Genomic DNA, 22,974 nt, shown 5'->3' with positions numbered 1-22,974 from the left:
GCCATTATGAAATCAGTTATTTTTATCTGGATATTGCGTCTGACGGCTGCCATCATTCTTTTACAGACGCTGTTTTTTAAATTCAGCGGCAGCGAGGAATCGGTGTATATATTTTCAACACTGGGAATGGATCCCTACGGAAGGATTGGTTCCGGAATTGCCGAACTGATCGCCGCCATTCTTATCCTGATTCCACGAACAACACTTTTAGGTGCTTTGCTTGGAATGGGGGTGATGCTTGGTGCCATTTTTTCGCATATATTTGTACTCGGGATAGAAGTCAAAAATGATGGAGGAACACTTTTTATTTTGGCAATAATAACTTTTCTTTGCTGTTCGAAATTGGTTTTCATGAATAAAGCTAAAATCCCGGATTTGATAAAATTTAAAATATAATATGCTGATTCCTTCCATAAAAAACAGTTTGAACGAATTGATCGATTTACTGAATCAACTTCAAAATGCAGAATACTCCAATCCGATTGTCGAATTGAGTCAGTCCAGTATTGGTGAACATACCCGACATATCATTGAAATGTTTCAGTGTCTTGAAAATCAGTACGATTCAGCTGTTGTAAATTATGACAAAAGAGCACGGAACATACTGATTCAGACCGATACCGATTTTGCTATCCAGTCTATTGAGCAAGTTAAAAACAATTTAATCAAGGAAAATAAAACCATTACTCTTCAGCAAATTATTGATGGGGAAGAAATCAGAATAGAAAGCAATTATTTTAGGGAATTACTCTACAATCTCGAGCACTGTATTCACCATCAGGCCTTAATCAAAGTGGCCATCTTACAATGCCCTTCTATTTCGATTGATGCTAATTTTGGCGTTGCCCGTTCTACTATAGAATACAGAAGCCAATGTGCACAGTAAGTTTCGTTCGCTCGAATGATAAAATTATGCTCACATCCAATCGCGACGAGCAAGTTATCCGGCCAGCTATTGAACCCAGAAAATATATTGTAAACAACAAGAACATCATCTTTCCGAAAGATCCAAAAGCGGGAGGAACGTGGTATGCTGCGGATGAGAATGGGACAGTACTGGTACTTCTCAACGGTGCTTCTGAAAAGCATATGATGAATCCGCCGTATCGGAAAAGCCGTGGGCTAATTGTTTTGGATTTGATCAGTAGTGATTCTCCAATAGAAGCTTGGCACCAAATTGACTTGGATAATATTGAACCCTTTACTTTGGTTTTATTTCAGAATAGGGAATTGTATCAATTGCGCTGGAATGGTTTGGAGAAAGAAACTATGCCACTGGACACGTCCGAAAATTACGTGTGGTCCTCTGCAACGCTCTATCCTCAGGAAGTACGGGAAACAAGAGAAAAATGGTTTTACAGTTTTTTGGAAACAAAACCAGGAATCACTGCCGAGGAGATGCTTAATTTTCATCGGTATACCGAAGATGAGAATTCAGAAAACGGCTTAGTCATCAATCGCAACAACATACTCAAAACCCTGAGTATTACCCAGTCGGTAATTATATCCGATAATGTAACTATATTGCATTGTGATTTGATGTCACATAAAGAATTTACGACCTCGTTTTCCATCGTTTAATATGTAAAATTGACCCGGGTGATAACGAACAGGCGAATCAGACTATTTTTTCATAAGTTGACCCACTGGGAATATTGGCCTTTCCAGATAGTGTATATTCCAATTTATTTTGTGTGGGCCTATTATGCCATAAAATCAAAATCAATTTTCTTTTTTAATGCTTCCAATCCAACTATTAAAAATGGCGGATTTATGATGGAATCCAAAAAAGAGATTTATGATCTGATACCGCAAAAATATTACCCAAAAACCGATCTGATTAAAACCGGAACTTCTTTCGAAGAGGTTGTTTCAAAAGTTTCAAATGCCAATATTCAATATCCGTTTATAGCCAAACCGGATATCGGATTGCGGGGTTCGGCGGTAAAGAAGATTGCTAATTTGGAAGAATTACAACACTATCATACTAAAGCGGATTTTGATTACCTGATACAGGATTTAATTCCGTTTGCCAAGGAGGTAGGTATATTTTATGTGCGTTTTCCACATCAGCAATCAGGTGAAATTACCGGAATCGTGGCCAAGGAATTTCTATCAGTTATCGGTGATGGTATTGCTACTGTAGAACAACTCATCAGGCAAAATCCACGTTTCGAGTTACAGTTGAAATCACTCAAAAGAGAATATGGCAACCGTTTGCAGGAGGTCGTTCCCGATGGAGAAATCCGTAATCTGGTTCCGTACGGCAATCATGCGCGCGGGGCCAAGTTTATTGATGGCAGTTCTTGGGTTACTCCAAAGCTGACGGATATGGTGAACGAAATGTGTCTGGCCATTCCAGGGTTTTATTTTGGAAGATTGGATATCATGTACAACAGTCTGGAAGAATTGGAAAGCGGCGAGAACTTTGCCATTGTGGAGCTAAACGGCGCAGGAAGTGAGCCTACCCATATCTATGATCCGAAGCATTCGCTTTTCTTTGCGTGGAAAGAATTGATCCGGCATATCCGGTATATGTATGCCATCAGTATTGAAAACTATAAGAATGGCGCCCCTTTTTTATCGCATAAAGCCGGAATGGAGCAATACCGAATGCATTTGGAACAAAGTCGGAAAATCGTCAATTTCTAATCTATGAAAGCACTAAAAAACATTATTGTTGGTTTTCTGGTAAGCTTTATAGGTTCGATTCCGTTGGGTTATCTCAATATTATCGGATATGAAGTATACAGCAAGTCGGGAATGAACAGTTTGGTTCTGTATCTTTTTGGTGTTGTCACGGTAGAGGCTTCTGTGATTTATTTCACCCTTATTTTTGCCGATAAATTAGCCCATAAAAAGAAGTTGATTAAAGCCATTGAAATTTTTTCGATATTTTTTATGCTGCTGTTGGCCTATACTTTTTACTCCCAATCCAAAATGGAAGTCAGTCAACAGAACGATTTGAAAACGTATATTGATTATTCACCCTATATAATCGGGATTATTTTCAGTGGCCTGAATTTCATCCAAATTCCATTCTGGACAGGATGGAATCTGTATCTGATTAATGCAAAATATATCACAGCTGAAGGGAAAGTCAAATGGCTGTACGTCATCGGAACTTTATTGGGTACTTTCTTCGGAATGCTTTTGCTTGTTCTCTTTTTAAATCTGGTAACCGAAAAAACAGATAGCTTATCTAAATATCTGATGTCTCACATCATTCCAATGGTTTTTATTGGCTTGGCACTTTTTCAGACCTATAGCTTTTTCAGGAAATACCGTAAGCCTTCCGTAACCAAAAAGTAATCCGTTTTTAATTTGGTTTCCATATCTTTACGGGCAATAAAATTGGATATGAAGAACATTGTTATAACAGGAACGAGTAGGGGAATTGGGTACGAATTGGCTTTGCAATTTGCCAATGCCGGATATCAGGTTCTGGCCCTTTCCCGTAAAACCCCGCAAGCCTTGATCGATCATCAAAACATTACGTGTTTGTCGGTAGATCTGGCACAGGAACAAGATTTAATTCAAGTTGGCACTTTTCTTTCTGATACGTGGAAAAAAGTCGATGCGGTGGTTCACAATGCCGGTGCGTTATTATTGAAACCTTTTTCGGAAACTTCAATTGATAATTTTTTATCGATATATAAAGTCAATGTATTTGCCGTGGCCGGTTTGACGCAAGTTTGTCTTCCATTTATGGATAGAGGCGGCCATGTGATTACCATCAGCAGTATGGGAGGAATACAGGGAAGCATGAAATTTTCCGGACTTTCGGCGTACAGTTCCAGTAAAGGGGCCGTAATAACCCTGTCGGAATTATTGGCGGAAGAATATAAGGAACAAGGGATTGCATTCAATGTTTTGGCACTGGGTTCGGTACAGACCGAAATGCTTGCAGAAGCTTTCCCGGGATATCAGGCGCCTCTTTCGGCAAAAGAAATGGCAGATTATATTTATGATTTTACGTTGACAGGGAATAAATATTACAATGGGAAAGTATTGGAGGTTTCTTCTTCGACACCATAATGATTATTGATTTATGAGCGACACATTAGCAAAGTATATACCGGAACATGCTGTAAAACCCGTTTTTGAATTGATTGTTTTAAATGGGGTACATCTGAAAATCGTCAATGAGAGAGTGACGCGGCACGGCGATTACCGAAAAGGATTGAATGGAAAACATGAAATTACGGTCAACGCCAATCTGAATAAATACAAGTTTATGATGACGCTGATCCATGAAATAGCGCACTTGGTTGCTTTCGAAAAATATGGACGAAACATCAAGCCCCATGGTACGGAATGGAAATATACTTTCCAAAGATTAATGGTTCCTTTTATACGACCGGAAATTTTCCCAAACCATTTGCTGCCCCTATTAGCCAGACATTTCAGAAATCCTTCAGCAAGCAGTGATACCGATGCGACCTTGTCTTTGGCATTGAAACAGTTTGATCAGCAAAATGATAAAAACTATATCTTTGAAATCCCTTATGGAAGCGTATTCAGAATCCACAACGGAAAGATTTTCAAAAAAGGCGCTTTACGTGTAAAAAGATACGAATGCCTCGAAGTAAGTTCGGCTCGTACGTATTTGTTTAACCCCAATGCAGAGGTGGAGCTGTTACCTAATTAGAATGATTATGACTATGAATAAAAATTATTATGCAATATTAATGGCTGGTGGAGTCGGTTCCCGATTCTGGCCGGTCAGCACCACTGATTTTCCAAAACAGTTCCACGATATGCTGGGTTCCGGGGAAACCTTAATCCAAAAAACATTTGATAGGCTGTCCAAATTAATTCCAATAGAAAACATTTTAATCCTAACCAATGAGAAATACAATAATCTGGTTTTGGAGCAGTTGCCGATGGTGAAGCAGGAACAAGTACTATTGGAACCGGCCATGAGGAACACTGCGCCTTGTATTTTATATGCTTCATTGAAAATTAAAAAACAGAATCCGGATGCGTTGATGGTGGTGGCTCCAAGCGATCACTGGATTGAGGATGAAAGTGCTTTTATTGCCAATCTGGAACAATGTTTTGGTTTTTGCAATCAGAATAATGCATTGATGACTTTAGGAATTCAGCCCACTTTCCCGAACACGGGGTATGGTTATATTGAATTTGATAAATCTTATGAGAGCCCGATAAAAAGGGTGATTCAGTTTAGGGAAAAGCCAGATTACGTGACCGCTAAAGGGTTCGTTGAAAGCGGAAATTTCCTCTGGAACGGCGGTATTTTTATCTGGAGTGTGCAGGCAATTATTGAAGCTTTTGAAAAATTTCAACCAGCCATGCAAAACTTGTTCATGAAAGGTTTCGAAAGTTATAACACCGGGAACGAAATTGATTTTATTAATACCAATTATACGGAAGCTGAAAATATTTCCATTGATTATGCGGTAATGGAGAAAGCCGAAAATGTTTTTGTACTGCCGGCCACCTTTGATTGGAATGATTTGGGCACCTGGGGCTCTTTGCATGATAAATTGCCGAAGGACAATTATAATAATGCGGTTGTAAATGCCACTGTGATTTTAGAAAATGCATCGAATAATATCATCCGGGCAGAAGGTAAAAAACTGGTGGTTATCGATGGACTTGATAATTTCATTATTGTAGACAAAGGCGATATTTTACTTATTTATCCCAAGGATAAGGAACAGGATATTAAACGAATTACTGCACTTGCCAACGATTTATAAAAATAAAAAAGCGAAATTTAATTTTCGCTTTTTTATTTTCTATCCTTTCAAATAGGCTTCCCGCACTTTTTTAAACAGATTCGAGGAATAGACAAAATCCACTACGGCCTCGTTATCGGTTCGGAAGATTTCTTCTTTTGAGCCTTCCCACTCTTTTAGTCCGTTTTTAAGAAATACAATTTTCTCGCCAATTTCCATTACCGAGTTCATATCGTGGGTATTAATTACTGTTGTGATGTTGTATTCTTCAGTGATTTCCTTGATCAGATTATCGATTACAATTGCTGTATTAGGATCCAGTCCCGAGTTGGGTTCATCACAGAATAAATATTTCGGATTATTTACAATGGCCCGGGCAATCGCCACCCGTTTTTGCATTCCGCCGGAAATCTCCGCTGGGAATTTATTATGTGCGTCTGTAAGATTGACTCTTTTTAATACAAAATCAACTCTTTCCTGGGTTTCAGATTTGGTATTTTTGGTGAACATTTTTAATGGAAAACCAACATTTTCGGCCACGGTCATGGAATCAAACAGTGCACTTCCCTGAAAGACCATACCAATTTCCGTACGTAATTCCCTTTTTTCATCCCGGGTCAGATCAGAATAAATCCTGCCGTCAAAGGAAATGGTCCCAATTTCTGGAGTATGGATTCCCAAAAGGCTTTTCAGTAAAACTGTTTTTCCGGAACCACTCTGGCCAATAATTAAATTGGTTTTTCCGGTTTCAAAAACAGTGGAAATCCCCTTTAAGACTTTGCCATCTCCGAACGATTTTTCGACATTTTTTACTTCTATCATTAGGTTAAAAGTAATTGGGTTAGGATATAATTCATCAAAATAATGGTCACCGATGTCCATACGAAAGCAATCGTACTGGCTTTACCTACTTCAAGTGCACCACCTTTCATGTAGTAACCATGAAAAGAAGGAATTGTCGCGAGAAGTAAGGCAAAAATAAATGTTTTTATAAAAGCGTATGCAATGTGAAATGGCAAAAAGTCCATCTGCAATCCGTTAATAAAGTCGCTGCTGTTGCCAAAACCACCGTAAACACTGGCGATAAATCCACCGAAAATACCCAGGAACATTGCAATTCCGATCACAAAAGGATAGAGAAGCAACGCAATTAGTTTTGGAAAAACCAAATAATTCAGTGAATTCACTCCCATAACCTCCAAGGCATCAATTTGTTCGGTTACACGCATCGTTCCAATACTCGAGGTGATAAATGATCCCATTTTACCTGCCATAATAATGGAAATAAAGGTTGGGGCAAATTCTAAGATGATCGATTGTCTGGTCGCAAAACCAATAAGGTATTTTGGAATTAATGGATTCGTAAGGTTTAACGCTGTCTGAATCGCCACAACCCCACCAACGAAGAAAGATATAAAGGCAACAATTCCTAAAGAGCCGATAATCAAATCATCGATTTCCTTAAAGATAAGGGTTCTCATAACCGACCATTTGGTAGGTTTTTTGAAAATCTCTCTCCACATCAAAAAGTATCTTCCGATCTGGGTTATATAACGAATGAGCATCATAGGCTTGAAAATAGGTGCTAAAATAAGGATTAGTTTGCAGTTAACAATTTGTGCTCTGCAGTTTTTTTAAATAGTAGTAAATCAGCGTTTAGTCCATCAGTTTTTCCTTCATCTTCTTCAAGCGATAACCTCTGATAAATTCAGCCTGTTCCCGAGTAACCAACAGAGGTTTTTTGGCTGATTTTGCTTTCCAGAAACCATGGATATAATCTAAGAATAACAACGGTTTCTTTTTCATCATGGCCAGCTTTGCCGAAGCAATGGCAGTAATCAAGAAACCGTAGCCCAATGTGTAAAAAGCTTCCCCTTGTTTGTATCGGGCGGTTTTGTTGTAATTGGCACCGGTGGGTTTCAGGTGTTTCACTTTTAAAGAAGCATCTGTAACTACTTTCCAATGGTAGAATTTAGCCAACAGTTCATCTACGGTATCCCAACCCATGGCTGGTTTTAGTCCGCCGATTTGCTCAAAACATTTTTTTCGGTATGCTTTAAAAGCACCGCGAATGTGATCTTTGTCGGTGAGGTTTTCCAGAATCCATTCCCCGTTTTTATTTATAAATGCAAAACCTCCGGCCATTCCAATAGTATCGTCGGATTTAAAATGGTCAATAATGGTTTCAAAATAATTGTCAGGCAGAATCAAATCTGCGTCCAATTTTACCATAATATCATACTGGTCATCTAAAGTTTGCAAACCCTTGTGAAAAGCCTGAATGACTTTACTTCCGGGAAGATGAACTGCTTCAGAAGATGAATTTACCAGAGTGATAAAATGATTTTCTTTGGCGAAAGTTTCTACAATTCCTGCAGTTCCATCGGTGGAATTGTCATTAACCACCACCACTTTTTTTGGCAGGACGGTTTGTGAAATTAAAGATTGCAGCGTCAAAGCGATGAATGATTCTTCGTTGTGTGCGGGAATGACAATATAGTAGTCCATTATTTGACTTTTTCGGCGTAAACGATGTAATACCTGTTGGTGAATTGTCTCAGCAATGGACGAATCCCCAGTTTTTTTACCGGATTGGTCCATTTCTGTCTGTCGATGATTTTCCATCCTGTTTTTTCCAATAACCAATCCAACTGCCAGTCTTCGAATTCATGGTAATGACGGTCCCACATATCCGTTTTACTTCGGTATGCCGGTGAAAACCACAAACGCATCGGAATGGAGATGAATAATTTATCGGATTTTATTTCTTTGAGAACGGTATACGGGTTCAATAAGTGTTCGAAAATTTCGAAAGCGGTCACCACGTCAGGATTTTGTTTTTGGAAAACGCTTCGGTCTTCGTCCAAATCTTCTCCGGTGGTGCTGGTAACCGAGAATCCTTCTTCTTTCATGATTTTGGAAAAGGGATTTTCGACTCCTAAATCTAATACAGTTTCGGAAGTGGAAATATGTTTTTTTAGAAAATCTAATGTGTGTTTGAATCGTTTATTCGGAAATGTTTTTTCGTACATGATGTTTTTTTAGCCCTGATAACAATGGAAATCCTTTTTGTTTTTCTTTAAAAACAAAAAGATTACTTCACCAAGTTAATATTTTATTTTGGTGTTCAGTGAATTTCATTTGCAATGGATAGCAGGATTAGCTCCTAGCAAAAATTAATATTTGTAAACGAAGGCATTGATATTCATACCGGCGCCAACGGAAGCAAAGATAATGACATCTCCTTTATGTAGTTCCTGATTTTCTATTTTTCCACTCGTCAGCAAATCATAAAGTGTCGGTATTGTGGCGACGCTGCTGTTTCCGAGATGCGTGATACTCATTGGCATGATGCCTTTGGGAACGGGTTTGTCGTATAATTTGTAGAAACGGTGAATGATGGCTTCGTCCATTTTTTCGTTTGCCTGATGAATCAGTATTTTTTTAACGTCGTTTATGCCAAAACCACTTTTTTCGAGACAGCTTTTCATCGCGTTTGGGACTTGGTTCAGTGCAAACTCATAGATTTTCCGCCCATGCATTTTGATATAGCGCACATCCGGGTCCAGTTCCTTGTTATACGAACTTCCGAAGAACAGATAATCTTTCTCATTATAGGTGTAGGAAGCGCTTTCGTGAGTAATAATTCCACCGTCGTCGGTTGTGCTTTCGACTACCGTTGCTCCGGCACCATCGGAATAAATCATCGAATCCCGATCGTGTGCATCGACTACACGGGATAGGGTTTCGGCTCCAATTACCAGACATTTTTTAGCCATGCCCGCTTTGATGAAAGCGTAGGCCTGAAGCATGCCTTCAATCCACCCGGGACAGCCAAAAAGGATGTCAAAGGCCACACATTTTGGGTTTTGAATGCGTAAATTATGCTTGACACGAGATGCCAGACAAGGAACGGCGTCCGATTGAATGGCGTTCTGTTTCAGGTCACCGAAATTATGGGCCAGGATGATGTAATCTATAGTTTCGGGATCTACCCCCGAATTCTCAATGGCTTTCTTGGCTGCAAAATAAGCCATGTCGGAAGTCATGATATGCGGCTCGGCATATCTTCTTTCCTCTATGCCGGTAATGCTTTTAAATTTCCCAATAACTACTTCATTCTGATACCCAAACAAACTTCCGTCTTCATTCATAAAGCGATGTTCGCTAAAATGGGTATTGCTTATTTTTATCTCCGGAATATAGCTTCCGGAACCGGTTATTTTTATGTTCATTGTGTGGGCAGCAAGGTTATGCTTGCTAATTTATAAAATTCTATTTGAACTAAAAATAATAACGGGTATTTAAACTTAAAAAAAAACGTCCCGATTGCTCAGGACGTTCAGTTTATAAAAAAATTAAACAGATTAATTAATGTTTAGCTTTTCCATATGTAAGTTTATTTCTTTTGCTTTTTTATCGTATTCAAGTAATAATATATTTCCAACTTTGGCTGGCATAACTCTGAATTCTTTATTCTCGCTGGCTAAGTAAATTTTATCTTCTGATAATTTACCTTCATCATAAATGATAGTTTTAAAAGCATTTTTATTTTTTTCACCTTTTAATCTTTCGTAATCAATGAAACAAGCATAAAATCGGTCATTAGCTTTGTCTAATTGGGTGTATTCATAATCAAAAGCACCGTATGATTTTAAGGCATGTGCGTTTAATTGTGGGCTTCCAAAGTCAGACAAACTTGGTGCTCTTGATTTTCCTTTTTCAAATTCCTGAATCCCTGTAAGTTTGAAATTAGAATCGAATTTAAAAACTACTGAATTGGTAATTGTAAGTTGCGTAACAGTAGAGCCACTGCGACCTCCGCCTAAAACTGTCATTGCGATACCACTTGCACTAGCAGTTCTTTTGTAAAACTCACCAATTGCGTAGTATTCATTATTATTTGTTCTTGCAATATTATGAAAATAGATATACCCTTTGTCTTCAATATAGTTACCTTTTGTTTTAGCAATTTTAGCAACATCCACTAGCCAGCTTGTAAAATTTTCTTTTATTGTTTTTCCGGTAATATCTATTACTTCAGTAAATAATCCTAAACTCTTATCGCTATAGATGTTGTCACCTTCTTTAAAATATTCTCCCATTAAAACAACATTGTTGTCTTTATCAAGGAAAGCATTATTTATTAATCGTGGTTTACTGTTTTTACTGTATTCTTTCTCATATAATAAAAGACCCGTGTTCACATCGATCACTTTAGTTTTTAACATGAATTTTCTTGAGAGCAGGCTTGATTTGGACGATTCCAGAGCTACTACAACTTTTTCATTAACTTCGATCGGATTGATTGCGAATATTTCTTTTGAATCACTTGGAGAATTGTATTCCCAAGCTTTTCCGCCATCAGTAGGATAGTATTTTAACGAATAACCAATTTTTTTGTTGTCTTCTAATTTATTGAACAGGAAGCCTTTGTTCTCCACCGGGAATAAAACATTGAAGTCCCCGGATTGTTGCATTAGTTGAAGATATTTGATTTCCTTGTTTTCTAAAGGAATATTAATTACTTCTTTCTGATTGGCCTGCTTGTCAAAAGATAGCAAGTTGATTTCTTTTGTTTTAAAGTTTGCCATAGCAAACATCATATTCTGATTATTAAAACTACTTTTCATCAAGAAAGTATATTTATTGTCGACGTATGATTTTTTGGCTACTTCAACTAAATTCTTATCCAGGATTTGTATCGCGAATTCCCGATCTCCTTTTTTAAGTTTGTCAACTACATAATAAAAGTAGTAGCCATCGACATCTTTATTTTTATCAAGAATTGCACCTGTATTTCTAAGAATGAAAGTGTTTACATCATTTATTTTTTTACTTTGTGCATAGCAATTCAACGTTAAAAATGTAAGGAATGCTAATAGGATTTTGTTTGTCATAAGAGTTTGTTTATTGGTTAAGTTTAGTGAAAAATTCTGTGGTTTTGATAAAATCAGGATCATTTTGCATGACAGTTTGATATTTCATGCAAAATTGTAGCCCTATTTTTTTTATGGATTTAAGTTCAATATTATGAAGAAATTGTTTTACCTCATCCAAATTTTTTTCGTCTGAAAACCCATTTATAAGACCTACATATTTGCCAAATAGGTGCTTATTCTTAAATTCGTATGTTTTTTTTAATATTTGGCTGACGTTATTACAATAAATTTTTTCATCCAATTGCTTTTGGTTGTACATTAATAAGGTTTGATATAATGCCCAATCTATTCTCGATTCCGTCATAAAAATTTCAATACTATTGTCAGCGGCAATTTTTTTTATTGCTTGTATTTCAGAAGATGGTTGCGCTGTTGAGTTGTCCTCGTTGACGAACTTTTTGAGCAGTTCAAGCCTGATAGGAATGTCAGGGTGGGTTTTAACGGAATCTTTATCCATTGCATAATCATTGGCACTTTCTTTTATGTCAAAAAGATTTTGATCTTTCGCTAGCCATGCTTCCTTAAAAGGATACTCGCTAAAATCAAAGTGATTTTTTAAGTTTACCGGTTCGTTAAAAATCATGTCATTAACAAAATCTAAACGTTTAAGCGCATCTAAACTTGCGCTTTTTTTATATTTAGTTTTACTAAAAATAACCAGTCCTAATGAATCTGCCTGGGATTCTGCCTTTCTGGTACGTCTTAAAAAATTATAGTTCAGGTCTTTGATTAAATCAGATACGGCCTGTCTTTTGCCAAACTCTTTTTTGGTTACCTCCTTTATTTTCTTTTTAGTTTCCTTTGAGTTAATTTTTTCTATGTAAGACAGCATTGACTTGTCAACGTGTTCTAGAGTTTGGTGTGCTATTTCATGACTTAATATGGAAGCCAACTCGTCGTCACTTTGGACCAGGTTAAACAAGCCTAAATTAACTGTGAATATTCCATTGCCGTACGATGCAGCGTTGGGAATAGGAGATTTACTTATAAAAAAGTAGTTGTCCGCAGTTTTTAAATCTGGGTTAGATTTATAGATTTCCCCTAATATTTTATTTAAGTAGCCGGAAATCTTGGAATCGAAAATATAATTACTGTCTTTAATGGTTTTTATAAAATCAGTATTACGTTCCGTTATTATTTCCTTGATTTCCTTTTTATATTTCCCGTCAAACTTTGATTTTTTAATTTCATTTACTTTCGTAACATAACTGAAAATAGAATCTTTATTCTTTGGGATATAGGAAAAAGTTTTCTCTTGGGCCAATGTAAATAAAAAGCTCAATGAGAATAATGCGGTTAAAATGGTTTTCTGCATCACTTATTCGATGTAAGCTTCAATTGGAGCACAAGAACACATTAAGTTCCTGTCCCCGTAAGCATCATCAGCTCTTCTTACAGTTGGCCAGAATTTGTTTTCTGCTATGTATTCTAATGGGAAAGCGGCCTGCTCTCTTGTATAAGGAAAATCCCACTCCTCGGTAGTCAGCATTGCTAAAGTATGCGGAGAGTTTTTCAAGACATTATTCGCATTATCGGCAGAACTTGCTTCAATTTCTTTTCGGATTGAAATCATCGCATCACAAAAACGATCCAATTCTTCCAGGTTTTCACTTTCGGTTGGTTCAACCATCAAAGTCCCTGCAACCGGGAAAGATACAGTAGGAGCGTGGAAGCCGTAATCCATCAAACGTTTGGCGATATCGGTCACTTCAATTCCTTTTTGTTTGAAAGGACGGCATTCCAAAATCATTTCGTGAGCGGCCCGGCCCATTTCCCCTGAATATAAGGTGTCGTAATGTCCGCTTAACCTTTCTTTGATATAATTGGCATTCAAAATCGCGTTTTTAGTAGAATTTGTCAATCCTTCGGCACCCAACATCGTGATGTAGCCATAAGAAATCAGACAAACCAAAGCAGAGCCCCATGGGGCAGCAGAAATAGCGGTAATAGCAGTTTCTCCTCCCGTCGGAATTACCGGGTTGGTTGGTAAAAATGGCACTAAGTGTTTTGCTACACAAATTGGTCCAACACCAGGTCCGCCGCCACCGTGTGGAATAGCGAAAGTCTTGTGCAAATTTAGGTGACAAACGTCAGCTCCGATGGTAGCCGGATTGGTCAGTCCTACTTGGGCATTCATATTGGCTCCGTCCATATAAACCTGTCCGCCATTTTCGTGAATCATATTGGTCACTTCAATAATAGAAGCTTCATATACACCATGAGTTGATGGATATGTTACCATCAGACATGATAAGTTGTCTTTGTATTGTATTGCTTTTTCGCGTAAATCATCCACATCGATATTACCGTTTTCCAATGTTTTGGTTACGATTACTTTCATTCCCGCCATTGCTGCAGAAGCAGGATTCGTTCCATGAGCAGAGGAAGGAATTAAAGCGATATTTCGATGATGATCACCTCTCGATTGGTGGTATGCGCGAATAACCATTAATCCGGCATATTCTCCTTGTGCACCGGAATTAGGCTGTAAAGTAGTACCGGCAAAACCAGTTATTACATTCAGCTGTTGTTCCAGTTTTTTCAACATTTCCTGGTATCCCTGTGCTTGTTCCAACGGAGCAAACGGATGGATGTTATTCCAGTTGGCCATGCTTAATGGTAACATTTCTGCGGCAGCATTCAGTTTCATCGTACAAGATCCCAAAGAAATCATTGAATGGTTCAATGCTAAATCTTTGCGTTCCAACATTTTCATGTAACGCATCAAAGCCGTTTCAGAATGGTATTTGTTGAATACGTCGTGTTGCAGGAAAGTACTTGTTCTTTCTAATCCTTCCGGAATTCTGCCTGAAGGTAAAAGAATTTCTATTGGAGTAAAGGCTGCCCCAGTTGCTTCCGCAAAAATGGAAACGATATTATTGATGTTGGCAAGGCTCGTTGTTTCATTAAATGCGATAGCAATCGTATCCGCATCGATATAGTAGAAATTCACTTCGTTTTTCTCTGCAATAGCACGAACTTTCGCAGCGTCCGCTTTAACAACAATGGTGTCGAAGAAAGCTGTATTGGTTTGATAAACGCCTAATTTATTCAATGCTTCTGTGGTGGTTACTGCCGAAGCATGAACCTTATCAGCTATATATTGCAATCCTTTTGGTCCGTGATATACAGCATACATTCCAGCCATAACCGACAATAAAACTTGTGCCGTACAGATGTTTGAAGTCGCTTTATCACGCTTGATGTGTTGCTCTCTGGTCTGCAAAGCCATACGCAAAGCACGGTTTCCATTGGTATCTATGGTTATACCGATAATTCTTCCCGGCATGCTTCTTTTGAATTCTTCTTTTGTAGCGAAATAAGCCGCATGTGGCCCACCATAACCCAACGGAATCCCGAAGCGTTGCGTGGTTCCAAATACAACATCAGCGCCCATTTCTCCGGGAGAAGTTAATTTTGCCAAACTTAAAATATCGGCTCCCACTGCTACTTTTATTTCGTTTGCTTTTGCCTGAGCGATAAAACCGGCATAATCATTTACTTGTCCGTATTTTCCCGGGTATTGAAGCATGGCCCCGAAAAATTCCGTTGAAAAATCAAAAGTTTCATGATTGCCGACTACCAATTCCACTCCGATGGGTGTAGAACGCGTTTGCAAAACCGATAATGTCTGCGGTAATATTTCTTCTGAAACAAAGAATTTATTGATATTGCTTTTCTTATGATCGCGAGAACGTACATCGAATAATAACGCCATAGCTTCAGCAGCAGCAGTAGCTTCGTCCAATAAGGAAGCGTTGGCAATTTCCATCCCGGTTAATTCGATGACCATGGTTTGGAAATTCAGGATCGCTTCGAGACGCCCCTGAGCAATTTCTGCCTGATAAGGTGTATAGGCGGTATACCATCCCGGATTTTCAAAGATGTTTCTTTGGATTACCGCAGGAACAATAGCTGGATGATATCCTAAACCGATATACGATTGAAATACTTTGTTTTTGTTTCCTAATTGCTGAATGTGATTCAGATATTCATATTCCGTCATCGCAGGATCCAGATTTAAAGGTGCCTTTAAACGAATATCGTCCGGAAGGGTTTCATAAATCAGGCGGTCCATATCGGTAACACCAATCGTTTTCAACATATGTTGAAGGTCATTTTCTCTAGGTCCTATGTGTCTTAAAGCAAAAGCATCTGTTCTCATCGAAGTAAGTAGGTTGTGTTTTTAAAGAGCGTAAAATTAAATATTTATTACCTATTTAAACCTTTTTTTAGCAGCTATTTTTTGTGATATTTCAATTAAATCCACTTCTTGTTAGCAGTTTGATTAATTTTGTAGTATGAGGATTATTCGGCAATTGTTTGATTTTTATATAAACAGCAGTATTCACGTTGCTCTTGCAGTGCTGTCATTGGTTTTGATGACTAATCACATGTTTCATAATCAGTTAGATGAGGTTATGGCGAGATTTGCTTTTTTCGGAACCGTCCTTGGCTATAACTTTGTGAAATATGAGAGTCTGTTCAGAAATAAAAAACCCGTGCGGAAGCACTTGAAAGTAATTTTTATCTTCAGTTTGCTGTGTTTGGCAGCAACAGTTTTTTGCTTTTTTAAGTTGGAATTTCGAACCCAAATCGTCGCTGTCGTTTTCTTCGCCTTTACCTTATTGTATGCGATTCCTTTCTTCCCCAATAAAGCTAATATTCGTAATTGGAGCGGCGTCAAGATTTACATCGTGGCTTTTTGCTGGGCCGGAATTACTATTTTATTGCCCTTGATTAATTCGAACACAGCGATTGCGACGGATGTCTTTTTAAAGTTTGCACAACGGTTTCTGTTGGTTATTATCTTAATCCTGATTTTTGAGATTATAGATTTAAAAAAAGATGCCCCTTCGCTGGAAACAATTCCCCAAAAAATAGGGGTAAGGAAAACCAAGCTTTTGGGATTGTTTTTATTGATTCCCTTTTATTTTGTGGAATTCCTGAAAAGTGATTTTAATGCTAATCAACTGTGGATTAATCTGGTTTTAATTATGATTACTGGTTTGTTTACAATTTTCGCCTACCCTGACCGCTCGAAATATTATACTTCCTTTTGGGTAGAAAGTATTCCGATCGCGTGGCTGGCCTTGGTGTGGCTGTTCGCTTAAAGCTTTATAAATCACAATTCTAAGAAATATTACATTAAGTTTAAAACAATTTGTAGTAAAAAGAATGTTAATTTATAAATAAATAGTAATTTACGTGTTAAAATTTTATAATTTTATCACTCAAAATTTTATATTTATGACCACATTCTCATCAAGTCCGAATTTCTCTAACGGGTTTCCAACCCCAGGACCGCAAGATCCAACGCCCCAGAAGGTAATGGATCACATCTTTTTTTTATCAGAAACCGATTGGAAAATTGCTCGTGAGCAGGAACATTTTGACTACATTATTATTGGTAGTGGATTTTGTTCGCTCGCTTTCGCTGAAAGAATTTTAGCTGAAAAACCAAAGTCTAAAATACTGATTTTAGAGCGGGGGCCTTTTTTCCTGCCGGAACATTTTCAGAATTTAGCAATCCCGTATCAACACACCTTAGGTGGTCTTTCGGAAACATTTCCATGGACTCTTTCGAGTAAAACGGCTACGCAGCCCGCTGGAAATATCCAGTTTCAACATGGGATGGTTCCCTTTTTTGGAGGACGCAGTATTATGTGGAGTGCCTGGTGTCCAAGACCAACTCAGGAGGAAATGCAATATTGGCCCCAGGAGGTTATCGATGCGGCCAGAGCACATTTCGAATCGGCTGAAAAACTGCTAAATGTGGTTCCTGCTGACCAAATTGATAATGATTTGAGTTCTGAGCTATTGAGCCATGTGGCCAAACAACGTCCGGTGTATAGCGTCATGCAACATGCGCTTCAGGAAATGCTGGCGGCAAATTTAAATAAAGTTTCCTCGGCTACACGAAGTATGGCAGCTCCTTTAGCTGCAGGTGCAGGTACGCAGGAAGGTTTGGATTTTGCTAAATTCTCTACACCTTCCGTAATGTTAGATCTCTCTATTAAACAGTCAGATTTATATGCAAAAGGTTTAGGAAGTCCACTAAAGATGGCAGGCAATTGTATTGTAAACCGTATTCATCAGCAAGACGGTGTAGCGACGGCATTAGATACTTCGAGAGGAGTTGTAAATGTTGGGGACGCTAAGGTTATTTTGGCCATGGGAACACTTCCGCCAGCTACTTTAATAATGAATTCTTTTCCACAAGTTAAAAAAGCGGGAGAGCGTTTCACCGCACATTTTATTACTTCTGTTGTAGCCCGTATTCCTCGCAAGGATTATGATTTTGCGGATCAATTAGACGAATTGGAATTGGCAGCAATTTATATGGCGGGGGTCAACGCCCAAAGTGGTATGCAATATCATGTGCAACTTTCGGTATTGTCGGACAAAAATCCAATGAAAAATGCACAAAAAGCGGCTCGATATATGCCGGATGTTGTAGCTACAGCTTCGATAGCGCAATTAACCAGCTCTGAGGATTACTTAGTTTTTGTTTGTGCCGTTCTTGGTGAAATGGATTTCAGAAATTCAGAGAACAATTTACGTCTTAACGGACAACTTGATCCGACTACCAATGTTACACTTCAGGCGCTGGCCAGTGAAACCGATCTTCAGACTTGGGATACTATGGATGAGGGAACATTCCAGATGTTAGAAAATGCGTTATCTCCTCAGGGAAGCAGTAGAGTAGAATACTGGCATGGCAACCCTAATGAGGGTGTTTGGTCGGCCGAACATCCGGCAATAGCACAGCGAAGAGTGGGCGGATTGGTTCACGAGGGATCAAGTCTTTATATCGGTAAAAATGACGAAGGTGTTGTTGGTTTGGATTATCGACCAAATGGTGTGGAAAATGTGTATGTTACCGGAGGTGCGCTTTGGCCAGCGAGCGGTTCATGGAACCCGACGATGACGATGGTGGCATTGGCTCAGGATTTAGCTGATAATTTCCTAAACGAAACGGAGTCAAAAACGCAAGCCTATTCCGATACCTTAATCGCTTCAAATTAATTCGACTATGCAAAATCTTACAATAAATAATGAGCTAATTGATATAAACAATATTCCGCTGGATACTGTCCCTCCAATGACCGTTGGAGATGTATTGGATAAAACGGACGGTGTTTATTTTTGTATTAAAAATCACGATTCCGTTTTTTTGTGGGTAAACGAAAATTTTGCCACACTGGTTGGACAGAAGCAAGAAGATATTATCGGGACCAGAGATAGTCGTGCAGCTCATGTAGCACACGACAAACAGGTAATGGCAAGCGGTATACCGTTGCTCAATTTTCACGAAACGATTCAGGTTCCGACTTCCGACGGCCAAATGGCAGATTTGGAAATTGTAACCCAAAAAGGACTTTTGCGTGAAAAAGGCGGAACTAAAATCATTGGAATCACGGTTTGTTTTTCTAAAAGATTTCCCGATGCCAATCAGGAAGCAGATGAGCTTATTGAGAAATTGAAAATGATTCCGACAGGAATTGGAGGTTATTTGGCACCAGGGCCGGAAAGTGATTTAACGATTCTGAAAGAAGCATTGCCGGAACGTTTTGATGGCGACAGAAAAGCCTTTTCGATGAATTATTTCTTGCTTAAAGCAGGAGAAGTTTTGAAAATGCATGCGCTTAACCAAGATGAACAGTGGTTTTTTCATCAGGGAAGTGCCATTAAATTGCACATTTTTTCAGACGAAGGCGTTTACTCCACAGTCACTTTAGGAAGTGATTTAGATCAGGGACAAGTCCTACAGGCAATTGCACCACACAGCCACTGGTTTGGAGCAGAATTATTAGGTCCGGGTTATGCGCTTTCGAGTTGCAGCTTGGCACCGGCATGGGACAAAAGAGATTCTTTTACTCCTTCTATAGAGCAAATTGAGGCATTAAAAGGGGCTTTTCCAAAACAGGCAGCCATTATTGATTTGCTGAAATAAAATCAAATATAAATTGAGATTAGGAAGGTTGGGATTGTTTTTGCAGACAATCCTAATTTTTTTATGTTTCATTACTCAGTTCCATAGCCAACTATTATTTACTAAAATCCAAAATATGTACACACTTATCTCAAAATGGACCATCATACCAAGCAAAGAGAAAGAAGCATTAGAAGCCATTAAATACTTGGCTTTAAAAGTTCACGAAGAAGAGCCGGATACTTGGGTTTATATGGTACACACCCCTGATTTTTCAGAGCCAAATCTGCCTACACCAGCACAAGGAGAAGTTGTTTTTTTTGAAATATATAAAGACAAAACAGCTTTTACCGCGCATGTTGCCGGTAGGGTTTTTACCGACTTTGTACAAAAACATGCACATTTGTTTCTTAGTAATTACGGACAGCCCTATGTTACATTGGAAATAATGGAACATCAGGCAGGATTTATGCGGAACGAAATCTGTGAGCCTTATAAATAGTTTAAAATTAAATATTCAAAAAAAAGCACTTCAAAAATATCTTTGAAGTGCTTTTTTTTTTACTTATAATAATCCAGCTCTTTTCAATAAGGCGTCCGATTTTGGTTCATGACCTCTAAAGCGTTTGTATAAAATCATCGGATGCTCCGTACCTCCTTTAGAAAGTACATTTTCCTTGAATTTTGTAGCTACTTCTTTGTTGAAGATACCCTCTTCCTGAAAGTATTCAAAAGCATCGGCATCTAATACCTCCGCCCATTTGTAACTGTAATAGCCAGAAGAATAACCTCCCTGAAAAATATGCGAAAATGCGGTGCTCATCGCATTTTCTTTGACATCAGGATACAATTGCGTAGCGGCGAATTGTTCTGTTTCAAATGTTTTTACATCCTTAATATTTGATGGATCCTGAGCATGCCAACCCATATCCAGCAATCCAAAACTCAATTGGCGCATCGTTGCCATTCCTTCCTGAAAACTGGCACTTTCTTTTATTTTAGTGACCAATTCCATCGGAATCGTTTTTCCGGTTTGATAGTGGTGTGCAAATAATGCCAATGCTTCCGGCTCATAGCACCAATTTTCCAAAATCTGACTTGGCAATTCAACAAAATCCCAATACACACTTGTTCCCGACAAACTTGGGTAGGTAGTGTCTGCCAGCATTCCGTGCAAAGCATGACCAAATTCATGGAACAATGTTGTCACTTCATTGAATGTCAACAGGGAAGGTTTGGTTTCGGTCGGTTTGGTGAAATTACAGACAATTGAAATATGAGGTCTTTCGTTTTTGTTATTTTCCACCGACTGCGATTTGAACGAAGTCATCCAGGCTCCATTTCGTTTTCCTTTGCGGGGAAAGAAATCAGCATAGAAAACAGCGACCAATTCGCCTGTTTCGTCTTTAACTTCATAGGTTTTGACATCCTCATGGTATTTGTCAATATCAAAAATTTCGTGGAATGTGAGTCCGAATAATTTTTCAGAAACTGTAAAAGCGCCTTCCAGCACTTTCTCCAATTGGAAGTACGGTTTCAGTTTTTCATCATCCAGATCAAATAATTGTTTTTTTAATTTTTCAGAATAATAGGCGCCATCCCATTTTTGGAGTTGGTCGATGCCGTCGAGTTCTTTGGCAAAAGCGGTTAATTGCTTAAATTCCCTTTCGGCAGCAGGTTTGGCTTTTGCTAATAAATCCGTGGTGAAGCTTTTTACTGTCTCAGGGCTTTCCGCCATACGTTCCTCAAGGACAAAATGTGCGTGTGTGGCGTACCCCAGAATTTGGGCTCTGTCAAAACGCAAGTTGGCAATTTTAAGAACGATTTCCTGATTGTCAAATTCATCGTTTTGAAATCCTCTTGCTCCGGAAGCGATAGCCATTTTTTTGCGCAGCTCGCGATTATCAGCATAGGTAACAAAAGGAATATAACTTGGATTGTCCAATGTGAAAATCCAACCTTCCTTGTCCTGGCTTTTAGCCAGAGAGCGGGCTTCTTCCAAAGTACCATCTGGTAATCCCGATAATTCGTTGAGATCCGTAATGTGCATTTGAAAGGCGTGGGTTTCTGCCAAAACATTTTCGCCAAATTGCAGGCTTAATTTTGACAGTTCTTTATCAACTTCCCGCAATTGTTTTTTCTTCTCTTCGGGTAAATTGGCTCCGTTTCTTGAAAAGCTTTTGTATTTGCGGTCTAAAAGTGTGGCTTGTTCCGGATCTAAATTCAGGTTTCCCCGCTGATCATAAACTGCTTTTACTTTGGCAAACAATTCCGGATTCAGGCGAACGTCATTTCCAAATTCAGATAATAAAGGCGAAACTTCCTGAGCTATCTTTTGGATTTCATCATTGGTCTCTGCCGAATTTAGATTAAAAAAAATATTGGAAACACGATCTAATAGTGACCCGCTAAAGGCTAAAGCTTCAATTGTATTTTCAAAAGTAGAGGCATCGGTATTTTTAACGATGGCATCTACTTCTGCTTTTGCTAATTGAATGGCGTGTTGAAAAGCAGGCAGGTAATCTTCGTTTTTTATTTTAGAAAATAGTGCGGTATCCAGTTTAGTATCAAATGGTTGGTATAATACATTCATGTTATATATATTTTAAGATGTTATAAGTTGGAAGTCGTCTATAAGCCAGTTTTTTAATTGTAGGGTTTTTACTAATTTTTTGTCACTTTATTCTAAAATTAATGTTAAATTTTAAAAAATACTACACTTAATCGATTTTTTGTATACTTTTGTCGATGAAGATGTGAAGGTAATTAGTTAGTTTACAGGATTTTATAAGCTCTTTTTGTCCCAAATCAAAAACAATTTATAATCCATAAATAATTGGAAAGGCTGAGTTTCCCCGAGCTCAGTCATTACACTTCAAAAAAGCTCCTATTGGAGCTTTTTTTACTTAGTTAAATTCTCGGAAGACTTATTTACTGCGTCTTTCAATCCTTCTTTATAAATTACAATTTTATCTAAAATAGCATCATTGTGGCTACCGATAATTTGTGCTGCCAGAATTCCGGCATTTTTCGCGCCATTAAGCGCTACTGTCGCAACTGGAACACCACCGGGCATTTGCAAAATTGACAAAATGCTGTCCCAACCGTCAATAGAATTACTGGATTTAACAGGTACCCCAATTACAGGCAATGGTGACATAGAGGCAACCATGCCTGGTAAATGGGCTGCGCCACCTGCTCCGGCAATAATCACAGAAATACCGCGATGATGGGCATTTTTGCTGAAATCAAATAATTTTTCGGGGGTACGATGAGCAGAAACAATATCCACTTCTGTGGCAATACCGAATTCTTTTAATATATCGATAGCATCCTGCATGACTGGCATGTCAGAAATACTTCCCATTATGATGGCTACTTTGCTCATTTT

22 protein-coding genes are annotated in these 22,974 nt (G+C 38.4%); 12 read left to right on the top strand and 10 right to left on the bottom strand.

Going from position 1 to position 22,974, the window contains the following annotated elements; translation table 11 throughout:
* Positions 1-6: 6 nt before the first annotated feature.
* The 8 genes from FNW07_RS06410 to FNW07_RS06375 all read left to right on the top strand — a co-directional run bounded on the left by FNW07_RS06410 (position 7) and on the right by FNW07_RS06375 (position 5,726).
* Positions 7-396 (top strand): DoxX family protein, encoded by a 390-nt coding sequence (locus tag FNW07_RS06410; protein WP_126744876.1) that lies wholly within the window; start codon positions 7-9, stop codon positions 394-396.
* A 1-nt stretch (position 397) separates the two neighbouring features.
* On the top strand, positions 398-886 hold the full coding sequence (locus tag FNW07_RS06405) for a DinB family protein (protein WP_126744875.1): 489 nt from the start codon (positions 398-400) through the stop codon (positions 884-886).
* Positions 887-912: 26 nt separating this feature from the next.
* Positions 913-1,581 (top strand): NRDE family protein, encoded by a 669-nt coding sequence (locus tag FNW07_RS06400; RefSeq protein WP_255512732.1) that lies wholly within the window; start codon positions 913-915, stop codon positions 1,579-1,581.
* A gap of 192 nt (positions 1,582-1,773) precedes the next feature.
* Positions 1,774-2,652 (top strand): D-alanine--D-alanine ligase, encoded by an 879-nt coding sequence (locus FNW07_RS06395; RefSeq protein WP_370511493.1) that lies wholly within the window; start codon positions 1,774-1,776, stop codon positions 2,650-2,652.
* A gap of 3 nt (positions 2,653-2,655) precedes the next feature.
* The gene (locus tag FNW07_RS06390) at positions 2,656-3,312 is read left to right on the top strand and encodes a hypothetical protein (protein WP_126744873.1); all 657 of its coding nucleotides are present in this window, start codon (positions 2,656-2,658) and stop codon (positions 3,310-3,312) included.
* Positions 3,313-3,360: 48 nt separating this feature from the next.
* Positions 3,361-4,038 (top strand): SDR family oxidoreductase, encoded by a 678-nt coding sequence (locus FNW07_RS06385; protein WP_126744872.1) that lies wholly within the window; start codon positions 3,361-3,363, stop codon positions 4,036-4,038.
* A gap of 13 nt (positions 4,039-4,051) precedes the next feature.
* Complete coding sequence (locus tag FNW07_RS06380) at positions 4,052-4,651, top strand: SprT-like domain-containing protein (RefSeq protein ID WP_126744871.1); 600 nt, start codon at positions 4,052-4,054, stop codon at positions 4,649-4,651.
* 13 nt (positions 4,652-4,664) lie between these two features.
* Positions 4,665-5,726: a mannose-1-phosphate guanylyltransferase gene (locus FNW07_RS06375; RefSeq protein WP_126744885.1), complete on the top strand. Its 1,062-nt coding sequence runs from the start codon at positions 4,665-4,667 to the stop codon at positions 5,724-5,726.
* 39 nt (positions 5,727-5,765) lie between these two features.
* Here the strand turns inward: FNW07_RS06375 and FNW07_RS06370 are convergent, their stop codons facing one another.
* The 8 genes from FNW07_RS06370 to gcvP all read right to left on the bottom strand — a co-directional run bounded on the left by FNW07_RS06370 (position 5,766) and on the right by gcvP (position 15,812).
* Complete coding sequence (locus tag FNW07_RS06370) at positions 5,766-6,527, bottom strand: ABC transporter ATP-binding protein (protein ID WP_126744870.1); 762 nt, start codon at positions 6,525-6,527, stop codon at positions 5,766-5,768.
* Positions 6,527-7,273 (bottom strand): ABC transporter permease, encoded by a 747-nt coding sequence (locus FNW07_RS06365; protein WP_126744869.1) that lies wholly within the window; start codon positions 7,271-7,273, stop codon positions 6,527-6,529. The genes FNW07_RS06370 and FNW07_RS06365 overlap by 1 nt, the downstream gene beginning before the upstream one ends.
* 88 nt (positions 7,274-7,361) lie before the next feature.
* Positions 7,362-8,213 carry a glycosyltransferase family 2 protein gene (locus FNW07_RS06360; protein ID WP_126744868.1) on the bottom strand — a complete coding sequence of 284 codons (852 nt, stop codon included), beginning with the start codon at positions 8,211-8,213 and terminating at the stop codon, positions 7,362-7,364.
* Positions 8,213-8,737 carry a methyltransferase domain-containing protein gene (locus FNW07_RS06355; protein ID WP_126744867.1) on the bottom strand — a complete coding sequence of 175 codons (525 nt, stop codon included), beginning with the start codon at positions 8,735-8,737 and terminating at the stop codon, positions 8,213-8,215. The genes FNW07_RS06360 and FNW07_RS06355 overlap by 1 nt, the downstream gene beginning before the upstream one ends.
* Positions 8,738-8,881: 144 nt before the next feature.
* Entirely contained in the window at positions 8,882-9,940 is a 1,059-nt protein-coding gene (locus tag FNW07_RS06350) for a 3-oxoacyl-ACP synthase III family protein (RefSeq protein ID WP_126744866.1), read from the bottom strand.
* Between the two features lie 132 nt (positions 9,941-10,072).
* Complete coding sequence (locus tag FNW07_RS06345; protein WP_126744865.1) at positions 10,073-11,605, bottom strand: DUF6770 family protein; 1,533 nt, start codon at positions 11,603-11,605, stop codon at positions 10,073-10,075.
* A gap of 10 nt (positions 11,606-11,615) precedes the next feature.
* Entirely contained in the window at positions 11,616-12,962 is a 1,347-nt protein-coding gene (locus FNW07_RS06340; protein WP_126744864.1) for a M48 family metallopeptidase, read from the bottom strand.
* A 3-nt stretch (positions 12,963-12,965) separates the two neighbouring features.
* Complete coding sequence (gene gcvP, locus FNW07_RS06335; protein WP_126744863.1) at positions 12,966-15,812, bottom strand: aminomethyl-transferring glycine dehydrogenase; 2,847 nt, start codon at positions 15,810-15,812, stop codon at positions 12,966-12,968.
* A gap of 136 nt (positions 15,813-15,948) precedes the next feature.
* Between gcvP and FNW07_RS13870 the strand changes: the two genes are divergently transcribed.
* From FNW07_RS13870 to FNW07_RS06315, 4 genes are all read left to right on the top strand, one after another.
* Positions 15,949-16,761, top strand: coding sequence for a hypothetical protein (locus tag FNW07_RS13870; RefSeq protein WP_221931745.1), 813 nt, complete (start codon positions 15,949-15,951; stop codon positions 16,759-16,761).
* 136 nt (positions 16,762-16,897) lie between these two features.
* Positions 16,898-18,676 (top strand): GMC oxidoreductase, encoded by a 1,779-nt coding sequence (locus FNW07_RS06325; protein ID WP_126744862.1) that lies wholly within the window; start codon positions 16,898-16,900, stop codon positions 18,674-18,676.
* A 7-nt stretch (positions 18,677-18,683) separates the two neighbouring features.
* On the top strand, positions 18,684-19,604 hold the full coding sequence (locus FNW07_RS06320; RefSeq protein ID WP_126744861.1) for a cupin domain-containing protein: 921 nt from the start codon (positions 18,684-18,686) through the stop codon (positions 19,602-19,604).
* 115 nt (positions 19,605-19,719) lie between these two features.
* The gene (locus FNW07_RS06315; protein ID WP_126744860.1) at positions 19,720-20,085 is read left to right on the top strand and encodes a putative quinol monooxygenase; all 366 of its coding nucleotides are present in this window, start codon (positions 19,720-19,722) and stop codon (positions 20,083-20,085) included.
* Between the two features lie 63 nt (positions 20,086-20,148).
* Here FNW07_RS06315 and FNW07_RS06310 read toward each other — a convergent pair whose 3' ends face one another.
* Positions 20,149-22,176 (bottom strand): M3 family metallopeptidase, encoded by a 2,028-nt coding sequence (locus FNW07_RS06310; RefSeq protein ID WP_126744859.1) that lies wholly within the window; start codon positions 22,174-22,176, stop codon positions 20,149-20,151.
* Positions 22,177-22,485: 309 nt separating this feature from the next.
* On the bottom strand, positions 22,486-22,971 hold the full coding sequence (purE, locus tag FNW07_RS06305; protein ID WP_126744858.1) for a 5-(carboxyamino)imidazole ribonucleotide mutase: 486 nt from the start codon (positions 22,969-22,971) through the stop codon (positions 22,486-22,488).
* Positions 22,972-22,974: the final 3 nt, after the last annotated feature.

The sequence above is a fragment of the Flavobacterium sp. GT3R68 genome, assembly GCF_007109225.1.
Lineage (GTDB): Bacteria > Bacteroidota > Bacteroidia > Flavobacteriales > Flavobacteriaceae > Flavobacterium.
This window is presented reverse-complemented; position numbering and strand designations above follow the sequence as displayed.

What these genes read in the sequence shown, in the direction of transcription:
- FNW07_RS06390 (WP_126744873.1), top strand. Translation starts at nt 2,656, where the DNA reads ATGAAAGCACTAAAAAACATTATTGTTGGTTTTCTGGTAAGCTTTATA.
- FNW07_RS06345 (WP_126744865.1), bottom strand. Translation starts at nt 11,605, where the DNA reads ATGACAAACAAAATCCTATTAGCATTCCTTACATTTTTAACGTTGAAT.
- FNW07_RS06385 (WP_126744872.1), top strand. Translation starts at nt 3,361, where the DNA reads ATGAAGAACATTGTTATAACAGGAACGAGTAGGGGAATTGGGTACGAA.
- FNW07_RS06380 (WP_126744871.1), top strand. Translation starts at nt 4,052, where the DNA reads ATGAGCGACACATTAGCAAAGTATATACCGGAACATGCTGTAAAACCC.
- FNW07_RS06370 (WP_126744870.1), bottom strand. Translation starts at nt 6,527, where the DNA reads ATGATAGAAGTAAAAAATGTCGAAAAATCGTTCGGAGATGGCAAAGTC.
- FNW07_RS06375 (WP_126744885.1), top strand. Translation starts at nt 4,665, where the DNA reads ATGAATAAAAATTATTATGCAATATTAATGGCTGGTGGAGTCGGTTCC.
- FNW07_RS06395 (WP_370511493.1), top strand. Translation starts at nt 1,774, where the DNA reads ATGATGGAATCCAAAAAAGAGATTTATGATCTGATACCGCAAAAATAT.
- FNW07_RS06350 (WP_126744866.1), bottom strand. Translation starts at nt 9,940, where the DNA reads ATGAACATAAAAATAACCGGTTCCGGAAGCTATATTCCGGAGATAAAA.
- FNW07_RS06340 (WP_126744864.1), bottom strand. Translation starts at nt 12,962, where the DNA reads ATGCAGAAAACCATTTTAACCGCATTATTCTCATTGAGCTTTTTATTT.
- FNW07_RS06365 (WP_126744869.1), bottom strand. Translation starts at nt 7,273, where the DNA reads ATGATGCTCATTCGTTATATAACCCAGATCGGAAGATACTTTTTGATG.
- FNW07_RS06400 (WP_255512732.1), top strand. Translation starts at nt 913, where the DNA reads ATGCTCACATCCAATCGCGACGAGCAAGTTATCCGGCCAGCTATTGAA.
- FNW07_RS06325 (WP_126744862.1), top strand. Translation starts at nt 16,898, where the DNA reads ATGACCACATTCTCATCAAGTCCGAATTTCTCTAACGGGTTTCCAACC.
- purE (WP_126744858.1), bottom strand. Translation starts at nt 22,971, where the DNA reads ATGAGCAAAGTAGCCATCATAATGGGAAGTATTTCTGACATGCCAGTC.
- FNW07_RS06405 (WP_126744875.1), top strand. Translation starts at nt 398, where the DNA reads ATGCTGATTCCTTCCATAAAAAACAGTTTGAACGAATTGATCGATTTA.
- FNW07_RS13870 (WP_221931745.1), top strand. Translation starts at nt 15,949, where the DNA reads ATGAGGATTATTCGGCAATTGTTTGATTTTTATATAAACAGCAGTATT.
- FNW07_RS06320 (WP_126744861.1), top strand. Translation starts at nt 18,684, where the DNA reads ATGCAAAATCTTACAATAAATAATGAGCTAATTGATATAAACAATATT.
- FNW07_RS06355 (WP_126744867.1), bottom strand. Translation starts at nt 8,737, where the DNA reads ATGTACGAAAAAACATTTCCGAATAAACGATTCAAACACACATTAGAT.
- FNW07_RS06315 (WP_126744860.1), top strand. Translation starts at nt 19,720, where the DNA reads ATGTACACACTTATCTCAAAATGGACCATCATACCAAGCAAAGAGAAA.
- FNW07_RS06360 (WP_126744868.1), bottom strand. Translation starts at nt 8,213, where the DNA reads ATGGACTACTATATTGTCATTCCCGCACACAACGAAGAATCATTCATC.
- FNW07_RS06410 (WP_126744876.1), top strand. Translation starts at nt 7, where the DNA reads ATGAAATCAGTTATTTTTATCTGGATATTGCGTCTGACGGCTGCCATC.
- gcvP (WP_126744863.1), bottom strand. Translation starts at nt 15,812, where the DNA reads ATGAGAACAGATGCTTTTGCTTTAAGACACATAGGACCTAGAGAAAAT.
- FNW07_RS06310 (WP_126744859.1), bottom strand. Translation starts at nt 22,176, where the DNA reads ATGAATGTATTATACCAACCATTTGATACTAAACTGGATACCGCACTA.